The organism is Pseudomonas sp. R11F (genome assembly GCF_050312575.1).
Taxonomy (GTDB): Bacteria; Pseudomonadota; Gammaproteobacteria; order Pseudomonadales; family Pseudomonadaceae; genus Aquipseudomonas; species Aquipseudomonas palleroniana.
Window position 1 is genome coordinate 1 of the sequence record NZ_JBNPJU010000070.1, and the last position, 13,574, is coordinate 13,574.

Below are 13,574 nucleotides of genomic sequence, written 5' to 3' on the forward strand. Positions count from 1 at the left end.
TCGGTCTTTCAGGAGGACCGAGGTGTCTGGATTTAGGGCGGCTGCGCCACCCAGCGCGGGGCAAGCCCGCTCACTACAACAGGCGCCGTATTCTTTCAGACAGAATGCGGCGTTTTTTTATTGGGATGAGCCCGCTCACCGCAGGGCTGAAGAATAGATAGGGTGCTTTCTTTTGTCCCGGGCCCTTGCCATGATGCATTCACCGCCCGCCCGCGAACGAGTGCCCATGTCCGACGCCGCCCCTTCCTCCCTGTCGATCACCTTGCAGATCGTCTCCATCGTCTTCTACACCTTTATCGCGTTTATCTGCATCGGCCTGCCGATCGCGGTGATCCCTGGCTATGTGCATGAACAACTGGGCTTCAGCGCAGTCGTCGCCGGTATCACCATCGGCTCGCAGTACCTGGCCACCCTGCTCAGTCGCCCCATGGCTGGGCGTATGTCGGATAACGTGGGCACCAAACGCGCCATTGTGCTGGGGCTGGCCGGCATTTTCGTCAGTGGCGTGTTGACGCTTGTTGCCACATGGGTGCAGAGCATGCCCGCCCTGAGCCTGGGCATTCTGATCGCCGGCCGACTGTTGCTGGGCGTGGCCCAAGGTCTGATCGGCGTGGGCACCATCAGCTGGTGCATGGGGGCAGTAGGCGCCGAGCATACGGCCCGTTCGATTTCCTGGAACGGGATCGCGTCCTATGGCGCAATTGCTATCGGTGCGCCGTTGGGCGTGGTGATGGTGGCCGATTATGGCTATGCCAGCCTGGGCGTCGCCTTGTCGGTGCTGGCGGCGCTGGGGCTTTGGCTGATTCGCAATAAACCTTCAGTGCCTGTGGTGCGCGGCGAGCGATTACCGTTCTGGGCGGTGTTCGGTCGTATCGCACCGTTTGGCGCGAGCCTGTGCCTGGCATCGATCGGCTACGGCACGCTCACCACCTTTATCACCCTGTACTACCTCAACCGTGGCTGGGCGGGCGCGGCCTACTGTCTCACCGTGTTTGGCGTGTGCTTTATCCTGTCGCGCCTGGTGTTTATCTCCGCCATCAGCCGCTTCGGCGGCTTTCGGGCGGCCATCGCCTGCATGACCATCGAGACACTGGGGCTGACACTGCTGTGGCTGGCGCCGTCCACCGGTGTCGCCTTGATTGGCGCAGGGCTGACCGGTTTCGGTTTGTCGCTGGTGTACCCGGCGCTGGGCGTGGAAGCCATCAAGCAAGTGCCCAACAGCAGCCGTGGCGCAGGCTTGAGCGCGTATGCGGTATTTTTTGACCTGGCCCTGGCGATTGCCGGCCCGCTGATGGGGGCCGTAGCGCTGAATCTTGGCTACGGCTGGATCTTCTTCTGCGCCGCGCTGCTATCGATCACGGCATTGGCCGTGACCTTGCAGCTCAAGCGCCGCGCCTACTGATCGGCGGTCTGCAAACCGGCGCGGGTCGCCTGGCCAAGGGTGTTCGTGAAAAAGCGCCCCGCCTCGGAAATCAGGTTGCGGTGAATCCCTTCGCGGTCGACGCCATCCGCATCGGTGCAGACGGCCGGCATCGCCATCTGTTGATCGCTGTCGCACGGCGCCATGAAGACGAAGTGCCCTGCCCCGGCCAATAGTTTGAAATCCGGTGGTTGCGGCAGTTTGCGCGCCAGGGCGGCAGCATTCTTGTCCACGGCCACCAGTTTGTCGCCATCGCCGCTATAGAGCAGCACCGGCACATGCACGTCCGCCAGCGTGTGGCGGCCAAACATCAGGCTCAGCGGGGCCATCAGCATTAACGCATGGATACGCGGGTCGGCTTGCGGTTGCAGGTCGTCACGGTCCACCACCAGCTCACCTTTGGTGGTGCAGGCATCACGGTCCTCCGGACGCTCCTGGCAATAGCGGCGCAGGCGATCGAAGTCGGGCTTGGCACCAGCGAGGATCAACGCCGTCTCGCCCCCGGCCGAGTAACCGATGACACCCACCTGATCGACATTGACGAACGGCGACAGCATCGGTTCATTCAAGGTCGCCGTAATCGCCGCAGAAATCTGGATAGGCCGGCCATACAAATTGCTCACGGTGCCCAGTCGGCTGTGATCCTTGTAGTTGTCGCCAGGATGCAGCACCGCTACCACCACAAAACCTTTGCGCGCCAGAGACGTGGCGAGGTCATGCAGGGCCAGCGGTGTGCCGGTATTGCCATGGGACAGCATCAGCATCGGGAAACGGCCGATGGCAACCCGCGCGTCCTCAGTGGCGGCAACGTCATACGGCCCCAGCCGAGTGATATGTTCAACGCCCAGGGCTGGGCCGCTGGAGGGATAGAACGCGATAGCCTTCATCGGCTGCGAATCCAGCGGATCGAGAAACGTCATGCGATGAAAGCCCACACTCCAATGCGGGTGCGGTGCAGGCGCGGCGTGCACTGAAACCAGGCCGCCGAGCAGAGAAAGAACCAAAACAGCACAAAGACGCATCATGGGGATGTCCACCTTTGCTGCATGAGAACCGACATGTCGAATTAAAAGTCCAGGTGATAAACCCACGAATGCATAACCTGGGCCAAATGAGTGACATCGGCAAAACGAAAAAACTCCGTACTCCATCGTTTTCGCACGATCAGAGTACAGAGTTTAGGCGCCCGGATTCAGATTGAAACCGAGCAAGCGGCAAATTTACACAAGCCTTACGCGGCGGCGAACAATTGTTCGTTGATGACTACGTTGGCGTCGTTCAGGGACTTGGTCCGGAACTCGTCACCGTAGGCCAGGCCGTGGGCGCGAACGAATTCAATGTCAGTGATGCCCAGGAAGCCCAGCAGCACTTTCAGATAGTCTTCGTGAGCAACACCCGTGGCCTGGCCAACATGCAGGCCGCCCGAAGTGGACACGATGATGACTTTCTTGTTGCCGCACAGGCCTTCAGGGCCGGCTTCGGTGTAGCGGAAAGTCTGGCCGGCCACCGCGATACGGTCGATCCAGGCTTTCAACTGGGTCGGAATAGTGAAGTTGTACATCGGCGCCGCCAGCACAATGGCATCGGCTGCCAGGAACTCGGCCAGGGTGGAAGCGCTGAGGTCGGCTTCCTGCTTTTGTGCGGCACTGCGCTGATCGTCAGGTGTACCCAGTGCACCCAGGGTGGCGCCGGAAAAATGGTTGATCCCTTCGCTGGCCAGGTCACGGTAAGTCACTTCCACACCGGGTTCAGCCGCTTGCCACGCCTTGACCACGGCAGCACTGAGCTGACGGGAGGCCGAGTTGTCGCCGAGGATGCTGGAATCGATATGCAACAGTTTCATGCGGAATCTCCAAGTGAGGATCGCGGTGGGGCGACCAATTGAGGTTAATCCTACACATGAATCCAATACTCGATTAGATGGCACAAATGCGATTGTTCGTCCTATTAATGGGACGATACGTAAATCGAAGCCGAGGTGGGCGCCGGCAATGCATAGGTGCGCTTCATCCATTGGATCTCTTCCTGGGGCGTGCGCCCGAAGAAGCGCTTGAACTCACGACTGAATTGCGAGGCGCTTTCGTAGCCGACCTGGGCGCAGGCCGTGGCGGCGGTGATGTCGCTGCGCAGCATCAACAACCGCGCCTGGTGCAGGCGCGTGGACTTGAGGTACTGCATCGGCGACGTGTCGGTCACGGTGCGAAAGTGCGCGTGAAAACTCGGCACGCTCATCATCGCCTCTTCCGCCAGCACCGCCACGTCCAAGTGCTGGTGATAACCCCCATGGATCTTGCGGATCGCCCGCGCCACCTTGCCGAACTGGCCCTGACGATTGAGCGCCGCACGCATCGAACCGCCCTGCTCGCCGGTGAGGATCCGGTAGTAGATCTCGCGCATCAGCATGGGGCCGAGGATTTTCGCGTCCATCGGCGCGCTCATGGCTTCGAGAAAACGCAGTAATGAATCGCTGAGCGGGTCATCCATGGGCGATGAATACATGCCCCTGGGCTCGGCCTCCACCAGTGCGGGAAAGTCCGCCAACGCCAGCATCAATTGCGCCGCCAGGGTGAAGTCCAGCCTCAGGTACACCGCCAGCATCGGTTCCTCTTCACTGGCCTCGGTTTCCATGGTGAACGGCACCGGCACCGAGACCACCAGATAGTGCTGGGCGTCATACCGGTAAATCTCACTGCCCAGATAACCGCGCTTGGAGCCTTGGCAAACGATCACGATGCCGGGGTCATACAGCACTGGCACCCGATGCAGCGGCCGGTTGGAGCGCAGGAAGCGCACGTCATCCAGCACGCTGAGGTTATAGCCTTCGACAGGCGCCAGGCGGCCCATCAGCTCGATGATTTTCTGGGTACGGCCCATGGGCTGGGGCTCCTGGGGGAAAACCGCACGGTACTGCGCAAACGGCAGCCTGGCTACACGCTCATAGGAATAGGCAATCAGCACATTGGAATGGATATTCGCCCAACGCACTCCCTTGCGTAGCCTGAAACAGCCCTTTCAGCCCTCGGAGATTGCCCCATGCTCATCGTCTATAACCCTGCCACCGCAGAAGAAATCGGTCGCGTCGCCACGCATTCCACGGACGAAGTCAAGGCTGCGCTCGACCGCGTCTGCGCGGCCTTCCCCGCCTGGTCAGCCAGGCTTGCCAGCGAACGCAGCGACATCCTGCGCCGTTGGCACGACAGCGTTAAAGCCGACAAAGAAGCCTTCGCTGAACTGCTGTGCCGCGAAAACGGCAAATGCCTGAGCGAAGCCCGTGGTGAAATCGACTACGGCCTGGGCTTTATCGAGTGGTATGCCGAAGAAGCCAAACGCGTCTACGGTGACACCCTGCCCACCCACGATCGCAACGCCCAGGTGGTGGTGACCAAGGAAGCCGTCGGCCCGGTCGCCGCCATTACCCCGTGGAACTTCCCGTTCATGATGATCACCCGCAAGGTGGCCACGGCCCTGGCCGCCGGCTGCAGCATGGTGATCAAGCCCGCCGAAGACACCCCGCTGACGGCGCTGAAACTGCTGGAGTACGCGCGCAAGGCCGGTATCCCTGAAGGCGTGCTGGAAGTGGTGGTCGGCGATCCCAAGGCCATCGGCCTGATCCTCACCGGCGACCCGCGCATTCGCAAGATCTCGTTCACCGGCTCTACCGCGGTCGGCAAACTGCTCGCCGCGCAATGCGCCGCGACGGTCAAGAAGATGACCCTGGAACTGGGCGGCAACGCGCCGTTTATCGTGTTCGAAGACGCCAATCTGGATGAGGCGGTCAAAGGCTTGGTCAGCGCCAAACTGCGCAACTGCGGCCAGGTGTGTATTTCGCCGAACCGGATTTTTGTGCAACGCAGCATCCTGCAAACGTTCCTGCGGCGGGTGCAGGCGGCGGTGGCCGATATCGAAGTGGATCAGGGCCTGCGTGAGGGGTTTGTGGTCGGGCCGCTGGTCAACCAGGCGGGGTTCGACAAAGTGGTGCGCCTGGTGGAGCAGGCCAAGGCCGCCGGCGCCGATGTACTGATGGGTGGCAAGCCCCACGCCAAGGGCGGCCTGTTCTACGAGCCCACGATCTTGACGGGGTTGCAGGATGATTCAACGCTGGCCACCGAGGAAATTTTCGGTCCGGTCTTCGCCATCTATGCGTTCGAGGATGAAGAGGAAGCCATCAGGCGCGCCAACCAGACCGAATTCGGCCTGGTGGCATACGCCTACACCCGCGCATTGGGTCGCTCATTACGACTATCAAGCGGGCTTGAGGCCGGCATGGTCATCTTGAACTCCGGTTCGGTGGGCACCGCGTCGGTGCCATTTGGCGGCATCAAGCAATCCGGTTACGGGCGCGAAGGCAGCTATTACGGGATCGAGGAGTATGTGCATGTGAAGTATGTGCTGATGGCGGGCGCACATTTTTAGTGGATTTGCCTGCACCAGACGCGGATAGTTCGTCCCACTGACAGGACAACAGGTTGATCATGCAAGACCTCAACGACCTTTACTATTTCGCCAAAGTCGTCGAATCCGGCGGTTTCGCGGCGGCAGGCCGTGTGCTGGGGATTCCCAAATCACGCCTGTCGCGGCGCATCGCCGAGCTGGAAGAACGCCTGGGCGCCCGCCTGCTGCAGCGCACCACCCGGCAACTGACCCTCACTGCCGTGGGGGAGCGCTACCTGCGCCATTGCCAGGCCATGCTCCTCGAAGCGGAAATGGCCGATGAGGCCGTGGCCAGCATGTCCAGCGAACCCCGTGGCCGCCTGCGCGTCAGTTGCCCGGTGGGCATGGCCCAGCACATGCTGCCGGACATGGTCGCCGGATTTCTCGCCGCCCACCCACTGGTACAACTGGAAATGACCCTGGTCAATCGCCGTGTCGACCTGGTGGCTGAAGGTATCGACGTAGCCCTGCGCGTGCGCGAACACGGCGATGAAGACCCGCTGCTGGTCACCAAGCGCCTGCGCCAGGCCCAGACGGTGCTGGTGGCCAGCCCGGCGTTTATCCAGGGCAGGCAGATCAACACCCTTGAAGACCTCAAGCAACTGCCGATACTGGGCGCCCTCGAGGCGGACCGCATGGTGCATCAGCGCATTCTCGACCCACAAGGGCAGCCCCACGAGCTGGTGATGGAAGCCCGATTGGGCATCGACGACTTCGTTGTGCGCAAGGCCAGTGCCATCATGGGCCTGGGTTTTACCGTATTGCCGATGATGTATTGCGAGGAGGAGCTGGCCAGCGGCCGCCTGGTGCAACTGCTGCCCGAGTGGTCGCTGCCGGGGGGCTGGTTGCAGGCGGTGTACCCGCATCGGCGTGGCGTACTGCCGGCCATTCGGGCCTGGATTGATTACCTCGAAGAAGGCTTCAGAGGTTGCGGAGATCGACTGCTATGAAGATGAACGAAGAACAAGTCGCGACGTTTTGCCTGGGCCTGCCCGGAGCACGGGAAGACTATAAATGGGGTGGCGTGCGGGTGTTCTCGATCGCCGGCAACAAGATGTTCGCCGTGCAAAACCTGCGGGGTGCGTCGCTGGCCTTCAAGGTCGACAAGGAATTGTTCCTGGGCCATGTCGACCGCCCGGGTATCCACCCGGCGCCGTACCTGGCGCGCGCGCAGTGGATCATCATGGACACGCCCTACCCGCTGGGCGCTGATGAACTGCGTGGCTTGTTGCAGCGTTCCCACCAACTGGTGGTCAACAAACTGCCCAAGCGCACGCAGGTCGGGCTGCGGCTAGAGGACTGACAACAAGGTACCGCCCAGGAACAGCTGGTCCAGCCAGAACACCTGGTGCAACAGCACGATCACCCAGAACAGCACCTGATAGGACACTTTGCGGGTCTTGTGGCGAAACACCTGCTGGGCGATCAACGCGCCCGGCCAACCGCCTGCCAGCTCGACAGCGTGCAGGATGTTTTCCGGGATGCGGCGCGCATCGGTTTGCGCCTTGCGCTTGTCGCTCCAGTACAGGAAAAACGCCACCACGCTGACCACCCCATAGGCGACCAGCGGGATCAGGGTCTCGCCGCGATACCCCAGCAGCGCCGCTCCCAACAACGGCGCGGCGCACAGCAGTGCAAAGATCGCCGCCTTCAAGCGTGGGTGCTGCAGGCTCATGGCTTGACCGCGGACCAGTCGATCCAACCGAATTGCCAGGTCGCCAGGATCACCAGGCCGAATGCAATCCGGTACCAGGCAAAAGCCGCATAGCTGTGGCTGGCGATGAACTTGAGCAACGCCTTGACCGCGATCATCGCGAAGATGAACGAGGTGACGAAACCAATCGCGAATACCGGCAGGTCATCCGGCTGGAACAGGTGACGGTACTTGTAGCCCGAATACACCGCCGCACCGACCATGGTCGGCATGGCCAGGAAGAACGAGAACTCGGTAGCGGTCTTGCGCGACAAACCGAACAACAGGCCGCCGATGATGGTCGCACCGGAACGCGACGTGCCCGGGATCATCGCCAGGCACTGGGCCAGGCCCACCTTGAGCGCTTCCTTCCAGGTGATGTCATCCACACTGTGCGCATGCACGGCATGCTGGCGACGTTCGGCCCACAACATGATCACGCCGCCGATCACCAGCGCGGTAGCCACGGTGATCGGGTTGAACAGGTAGTGCTTGATCAGGTCGGCGAAAATCACCCCCAACACCACGGCCGGCAGCACGGCGATCATCAGGTTGACGGTAAAGCGCTGGGCATTGCGCTGCGTCGGCAAACCGATCACCACGTCCAGGATCTTGCGCCGGAACTCCCACACCACCGCCAGGATCGCGCCCAACTGAATGATGATGTTGAACGCCTCAAAACGCTCGCCACCAAAACCGATCAGGTCGGCTACGATAATCTGGTGACCGGTGCTGGAGATCGGCAGGAACTCCGTCAGCCCCTCCACCACGCCCAGTATCAATGCCTGTATGGCGGTCCAAAAATCCATATTTCCCCCAAAGGTCATGCGCGAGGCACACCCCGTTGTCTTTTCCAGTGATTCAATGATGTTGAGTGAGCTTGCGGCCAGGCGGTGGATCATCCACGCCGGGCTGCAAAAATTGCGTGAAAAATCAGGCAGTACTCAGGTTTTCCGATTACGGGCCGAAAGCCTATCAGACACGCCGGAAATGGCGAAGCAGCGCTACAACTATAAAAAGCATGGAGTGACAGGACGATGAACAGTTTGCGCAACATGTCGATCAGCCGCCGTCTCTGGCTGATCCTGATAGTCGCCGTGCTGATGCTGCTGACCTTGGGCCTGCTGATGCTCAAGCAGATCCATGGCGATCTCTACCAGGCCAAGCGCCAACAGACCGAGCATGTGGTCCAGACCGCCAGCGGCGTACTGGCGTATTACCAGAATCTTGAAAAAACCGGCGTGCTGACCCGCGAAGCGGCGCAGCAGCAAGCCCTGAGCGCGGTGCGCGGGTTGCGTTATGACCACGATGATTATTTCTGGATCAACGACCTCACGCCCGTGATGATCATGCACCCGGCCAACCCCAAGCTGGATGGCCAGAACCTGTCGGCGATTCGCGACCCGGACGGGTTTGCGGTGTTCAACGAGTTCGTGAGCCTGGCCAAGGCCAAGGGTGCGGGTATCGTCAGTTATCGCTGGCCGAAGCCCGGCGCCGAAGCCCCGGTGGAGAAAACCTCGTATATCCAACTGTTCGAGCCGTGGGGCTGGATCATTGGCTCCGGCGTCTACGTGGATGACGTCCAGGCCGAATTCAAGGTGCAGGTGTGGAAAGCCTCGTTCATCTGCTTGGCGATCGCCCTGGTGATGGCGCTGCTGGTGCTGCTGATCGCCCGCAGCATCGTGCACCCGTTGCAACAGGCCGTGAACGCCATGGCCAATATCGCCAGTGGCGAAAGCGACCTGACCCGCAGCCTCGACACCCACGGGCGCGACGAAGTCACCCAACTGTCCCAGCACTTCAATGCCTTCACGCGAAAACTGAGCCAGGTGGTCGGCCAGTTGCAGGCGTGCGCCAATGCCTTGGGCCAGTCGTCCATAGAGCTTGGCACCAATGCCAGCCAGGCCCATGACCGCAGCCAGCAACAGTCGCAGCAGATGGAACTGGTAGCGACCGCCATCAACGAAGTCACCTATGGCGTGCAGGATGTGGCGAAAAACGCCGAGCACGCCGCCAGCGAAATGCGCGACGCGCAGGCGCAGGCACAACAGGGCCAGGTGAATATCGACGGCAGCCTGCAACAGATCGACCAACTCTCCGGCACCATCGGCCAGGCCGTCGAAGTGATCCGCACGCTGTCCAGCGAAAGCACGCAGATCGGTAGCGTGCTCGAGGTGATCCGCTCCATCGCCGACCAGACCAACCTGCTGGCACTCAACGCGGCCATTGAAGCCGCGCGTGCCGGCGAGCAAGGCCGAGGCTTTGCGGTGGTGGCCGATGAAGTCCGCCTGCTGGCCCAGCGTACGCAGAAATCCACTGCTGAAATCCAGGTCATGATCGAGCGTCTGCAAGGCCATTCGGAAGCGGCGGTCAAGGTCATCAGCGACAGCCACAGCGCCTCGCAATTGACGATTGAACAAGCCGGCCAGGCCGGGGCCAGCCTCACGGCGATCGGCCAGGCGCTGCACAACCTCAACGGGCTGAACGCTTCAATCGCCAGCGCCACCCTGCAACAGGCGCATGTCGTGGAAGACATCAACCAGAACGTCACCGAGGCGGCCGGCTTGTCCCACAGCACCGCATTGGCGGCGCAACAGTCCAGCGCGGCCAGCGAACATTTGCGCGCCTTGAGCGAACAACTCGACGGCCTGCTGCGCCAGTTCAAGGTCTAGCTCGTTTCAACCTGTGGGAGGGGGCTTGCTCCCGATGGCGGTGGGTCAGCTGAAAAGCAGTGACCGGTGAACCGCTATTGGGAGCAAGCCCCCCACATTGGTCGGTGTTCATTTTGACGTTACAATCCCCGCCCTCTTCGACTCTCCCAAGGAACCGCCATGTCCGGGCTTGAATTGTTCGCCGCCGCCCTGGGGGTGATCGCTGTCTGGCTGACGGTCAAGCAAAACCCCTGGTGCTGGCCCATCGGCTTGGTGATGGTGCTGCTCTACACCTGGGTATTCTTCGATGTGAAACTCTATTCCGACATGCTGCTGCAGGTGGTCTACGCCGCCCTGCAACTCTACGGCTGGTGGCAATGGACCCGCGCCGGCGAGGTCAAGCAAGGCCGCCAGGTGACCAGCCTGGGCTGGCCCGCGATCATGACCAGCCTGGCGGTCGGTGCGCTGTTCAGCCTGTTGCTGGGCGCCGCCATGGCCCACTGGACCGACGCCGCCCAACCCTGGCTCGACGCGGCCCTCACCGGCTTCAGCCTGGTGGCGCAAATGTGGATGGCACAGAAACGCGTACAATGCTGGCCCTTGTGGATCGCCGTGGACGTGATCTTTGTCGGCCTGTTCCTCTACAAAGGCCTGTACCTCACCGCCGCGCTTTATGCGCTGTTCACCGTGATCGCCGTGCAAGGCTGGCGTGAATGGCGCGCCGACCCGGCGTTGCACGCATGAAGGTGGTGGTATTGGCAGGCCCCGAATCCAGTGGCAAAAGCTGGCTGGCCGCCGAGCTGCAAGCCCATTTTGGTGGGCTGATGGTGGGCGAATATGTGCGCGACTTCATCGACCATCACCAGCGCGACACGACCCTGGCCGATATTCCCGCCATTGCCCGCGGCCAACTGGCCTGGGAAGACGCCGCCCGCGCCCGACAGCCCGACTTGTTGATCCTCGACACCCACTTGCTGACCAACCGGTTGTGGAGCCAGACCCTGTTCGGCGACTACCCGGCATGGCTCGACACTGAGCTGCTGGCCCGGCACTACGACTTGCACCTGCTGCTCTCGCCCGAGCATGTGGAATGGACCGCCGACGGGCAACGCTGCCAACCCGAGCTGGCGGATCGACGGGCGTTTTTCCAGGACAGCCTGGCGTGGATGCAAGCGCATCAACAGCCCTTCGTCATCATCCAGGGAAATTGGCAAGAACGCCGACTCGCCGCATTCAAAGCCGTCAAACAGCTCTTGTAGTGAGCGGGCTTGCCCTAATGCCTGTCAGTTAAGCGATAGAGCAGACGATAGATAACCTGTGGGAGGGGGCTTGCTCCCGATGGACTGCGTAGCAGGCCCATTTTTTAGTGAAGTGCGCCCCAAAGGTCGGATGGGTGTCCAACTTTTGGGCGCCCTTCAGAGGCCGCTGCGCGGCCTATCGGGAGCAAGCCCCCTCCCACAATGACCGCGTTAAGCCTTAACTGACTGGCATTAGGGCTTGCCCCGCGCTGGGCGGCGCAGCCGCCCCAATCCAGGCACCGCAGTCTTCCTGAAAAACCGAGGCGTCCCTGTTGGGGCGGCTGTGCCGCCCGGCGCGGGGCAAGCCCGCTCACTACAGCCCACTAACAGGCAGGTGTTGCGATGTGATCAGTAGCCCAGTGAAAGGCCAGTATTGCGACGCGGATCATTCGCCCCATAGAAGCGGTTATTACCCACCGGCTTACCCTCCAGTGACGGCGCGCCGACCAGAATCGCCGCCAAGTGGTTGGCATCCTGAGGGCCCGCAAACTGATGGCCCCAGCTTTCCAGGATCTTCTGGGTATCGGGGCTTACGGCAAACCGTTCCAGGTTGGTGGCTGGCGGCATCCACTGCTGGTGGAAACGTGGCGCATCCACCGCCTCCTGAATGTTCATCTTGTAGTCGATGACATTGAGAATGGTCAGCAAGGTGGCCGTGATGATACGGCTGCCACCCGGCGTGCCCACCACCATCACCGCCTTGCCATCCTTGGTCACGATGGTCGGGCTCATCGACGACAGCGGCGCCTTGCCCGGCGCGATGGCGTTGGCTTCGCCCTGGACCAGGCCGTACATGTTCGGCACGCCGACCTTGACGGTGAAGTCGTCCATTTCATCGTTGAGGATCACCCCGGTTTTGCTCGCCATCACGCCGGCACCGAACCAGTCGTTGAGGGTATAGGTCACCGAGACCGCGTTGCCCCACTTGTCGACAATCGAATAGTGCGTGGTGTTGTTGCCTTCATGGGGCGATACGCCCGGTTTGATCGCCTGGGAGTCGCCGGCTTTCTGCGGGTCGATGGCGGCGCGCAGCTTGGCGGCATAGTCCTTGTCCAGCAGGTGGGCGATCGGGTTCTTCACGAAGTCCGGGTCGCCGAGGTAGCTGTTACGGTCCACGTAGGCGTGGCGCATGGCTTCAATCTGGTAGTGCAGGCCCTGGGCCGAGTGATAGCCGAGGTCGGCCATCGGGTAGCCTTCGAGGATGTTCATGATCTGGCAGATCACCACGCCCCCCGAGCTTGGCGGCGGCGCCGAGACGACGTGGTAACCCCGGTAATCGCACTCGATGGGCGCCAGTTCACGGGTCTTGTATTTGTCCAGGTCGGCTTGGGTGATGATGCCTTTGCCGGCCTGGCTGGAATCCACCAGCGCCTTGGCGACCCAGCCTTTATAGAAACCGTCGCTGCCCTTGGCGGAAATTTCCTTGAGGGTCTTGGCCAGATCTTTCTGCACCAGCTTCTGGCCGACCTGCATCGGCTGGCCGTTGTGCAGGAAGATCCCGCGCAGGTCCGGGTCTTTTTCGAATTCACCGGTGGCCGTGTGCAGCAGGTCGATATCCCCCTGCTCCAGTTCGAAGCCGTTTTCGGCCAGTTTGATCGCCGGGGCAATCACCTGGGCGCGCTTGAGGGTCCCGTATTTGCTCAGCGCCAGCTCCATGCCGGACACGGTGCCGGGGACCCCGACCGCCAAATGGCCCTTGGCACTGAGGCCATCGATGACCTTGCCATCTTTGTCCAGGTACATGTCGGCGGTCGCCGCCAGGGGGGCTTTTTCGCGGAAGTCGAGGAAGGTCTTGCGCCCGTCGGCCAGTTGCACGGTCATGAAACCGCCGCCGCCGAGATTGCCCGCCGCCGGGTACACCACCGCCAGCGCATAGCCGACCGCAACGGCCGCATCCACCGCGTTGCCGCCGGCCTTGAGCACATCCACGCCCACATGAGTGGCCAAATGCTGGGCGGTGACCACCATGCCATTTTCACCGGCCACCGGAGCCTGGGACGCAGCTTGCACACCGCTGACGGTCAACACCAGTGCAGTAGCAATCAAAGTACGGCTGAAGGGTTGGTATTTCATCCATGGCT

General features: G+C 61.7%; 13 protein-coding genes. 7 read left to right on the top strand and 6 right to left on the bottom strand.

Annotated features, from left to right (window positions below; all coding sequences use genetic code 11):
* Positions 1-226: 226 nt before the first annotated feature.
* A complete protein-coding gene (locus ACQRBV_RS22910) occupies positions 227-1,402 on the top strand; it encodes an MFS transporter (RefSeq protein WP_090371270.1) in 1,176 nt (391 codons plus the stop codon).
* On the opposite strand, the gene ACQRBV_RS22915 is transcribed toward ACQRBV_RS22910, so the two are convergent.
* From ACQRBV_RS22915 to ACQRBV_RS22925, 3 genes are all read right to left on the bottom strand, one after another.
* Entirely contained in the window at positions 1,396-2,445 is a 1,050-nt protein-coding gene (locus ACQRBV_RS22915; protein ID WP_090371272.1) for an alpha/beta hydrolase family protein, read from the bottom strand. The two genes, ACQRBV_RS22910 and ACQRBV_RS22915, sit on opposite strands and share 7 nt — an antisense overlap.
* 206 nt (positions 2,446-2,651) lie before the next feature.
* The gene (locus ACQRBV_RS22920) at positions 2,652-3,263 is read right to left on the bottom strand and encodes an FMN-dependent NADH-azoreductase (protein ID WP_090371274.1); all 612 of its coding nucleotides are present in this window, start codon (positions 3,261-3,263) and stop codon (positions 2,652-2,654) included.
* Between the two features lie 104 nt (positions 3,264-3,367).
* Positions 3,368-4,294: an AraC family transcriptional regulator gene (locus tag ACQRBV_RS22925; protein WP_411983947.1), complete on the bottom strand. Its 927-nt coding sequence runs from the start codon at positions 4,292-4,294 to the stop codon at positions 3,368-3,370.
* 159 nt (positions 4,295-4,453) lie between these two features.
* Between ACQRBV_RS22925 and ACQRBV_RS22930 the strand changes: the two genes are divergently transcribed.
* From ACQRBV_RS22930 to ACQRBV_RS22940, 3 genes are read left to right on the top strand one after another with little or no spacing between them, the layout of a single operon-like run.
* Positions 4,454-5,833 (top strand): NAD-dependent succinate-semialdehyde dehydrogenase, encoded by a 1,380-nt coding sequence (locus ACQRBV_RS22930; protein WP_411983946.1) that lies wholly within the window; start codon positions 4,454-4,456, stop codon positions 5,831-5,833.
* Between the two features lie 59 nt (positions 5,834-5,892).
* Entirely contained in the window at positions 5,893-6,801 is a 909-nt protein-coding gene (locus tag ACQRBV_RS22935; RefSeq protein ID WP_060752900.1) for a LysR substrate-binding domain-containing protein, read from the top strand.
* The gene (locus tag ACQRBV_RS22940) at positions 6,798-7,154 is read left to right on the top strand and encodes an MmcQ/YjbR family DNA-binding protein (RefSeq protein ID WP_411983945.1); all 357 of its coding nucleotides are present in this window, start codon (positions 6,798-6,800) and stop codon (positions 7,152-7,154) included. Before ACQRBV_RS22935 ends, ACQRBV_RS22940 begins: the two co-directional genes overlap by 4 nt.
* On the opposite strand, the gene ACQRBV_RS22945 is transcribed toward ACQRBV_RS22940, so the two are convergent.
* The gene (locus tag ACQRBV_RS22945) at positions 7,143-7,526 is read right to left on the bottom strand and encodes a DUF1294 domain-containing protein (RefSeq protein WP_060752796.1); all 384 of its coding nucleotides are present in this window, start codon (positions 7,524-7,526) and stop codon (positions 7,143-7,145) included. The genes ACQRBV_RS22940 and ACQRBV_RS22945 overlap by 12 nt on opposite strands.
* Positions 7,523-8,353 carry an undecaprenyl-diphosphate phosphatase gene (locus tag ACQRBV_RS22950; RefSeq protein WP_060752795.1) on the bottom strand — a complete coding sequence of 277 codons (831 nt, stop codon included), beginning with the start codon at positions 8,351-8,353 and terminating at the stop codon, positions 7,523-7,525. The genes ACQRBV_RS22945 and ACQRBV_RS22950 overlap by 4 nt, the downstream gene beginning before the upstream one ends.
* 228 nt (positions 8,354-8,581) lie before the next feature.
* On the opposite strand from ACQRBV_RS22950, the gene ACQRBV_RS22955 reads away from it, so the two are divergent.
* The 3 genes from ACQRBV_RS22955 to ACQRBV_RS22965 all read left to right on the top strand — a co-directional run bounded on the left by ACQRBV_RS22955 (position 8,582) and on the right by ACQRBV_RS22965 (position 11,454).
* Positions 8,582-10,216 (top strand): methyl-accepting chemotaxis protein, encoded by a 1,635-nt coding sequence (locus ACQRBV_RS22955; protein WP_411983944.1) that lies wholly within the window; start codon positions 8,582-8,584, stop codon positions 10,214-10,216.
* Positions 10,217-10,375: 159 nt separating this feature from the next.
* Entirely contained in the window at positions 10,376-10,939 is a 564-nt protein-coding gene (gene pnuC / locus ACQRBV_RS22960) for a nicotinamide riboside transporter PnuC (protein WP_060752793.1), read from the top strand.
* A complete protein-coding gene (locus ACQRBV_RS22965) occupies positions 10,936-11,454 on the top strand; it encodes an AAA family ATPase (protein ID WP_104993539.1) in 519 nt (172 codons plus the stop codon). The genes pnuC and ACQRBV_RS22965 overlap by 4 nt, the downstream gene beginning before the upstream one ends.
* Before the next feature lie 387 nt (positions 11,455-11,841).
* Here ACQRBV_RS22965 and ggt read toward each other — a convergent pair whose 3' ends face one another.
* Positions 11,842-13,566: a gamma-glutamyltransferase gene (ggt, locus tag ACQRBV_RS22970; protein WP_198762963.1), complete on the bottom strand. Its 1,725-nt coding sequence runs from the start codon at positions 13,564-13,566 to the stop codon at positions 11,842-11,844.
* Positions 13,567-13,574 lie beyond the last annotated feature (8 nt).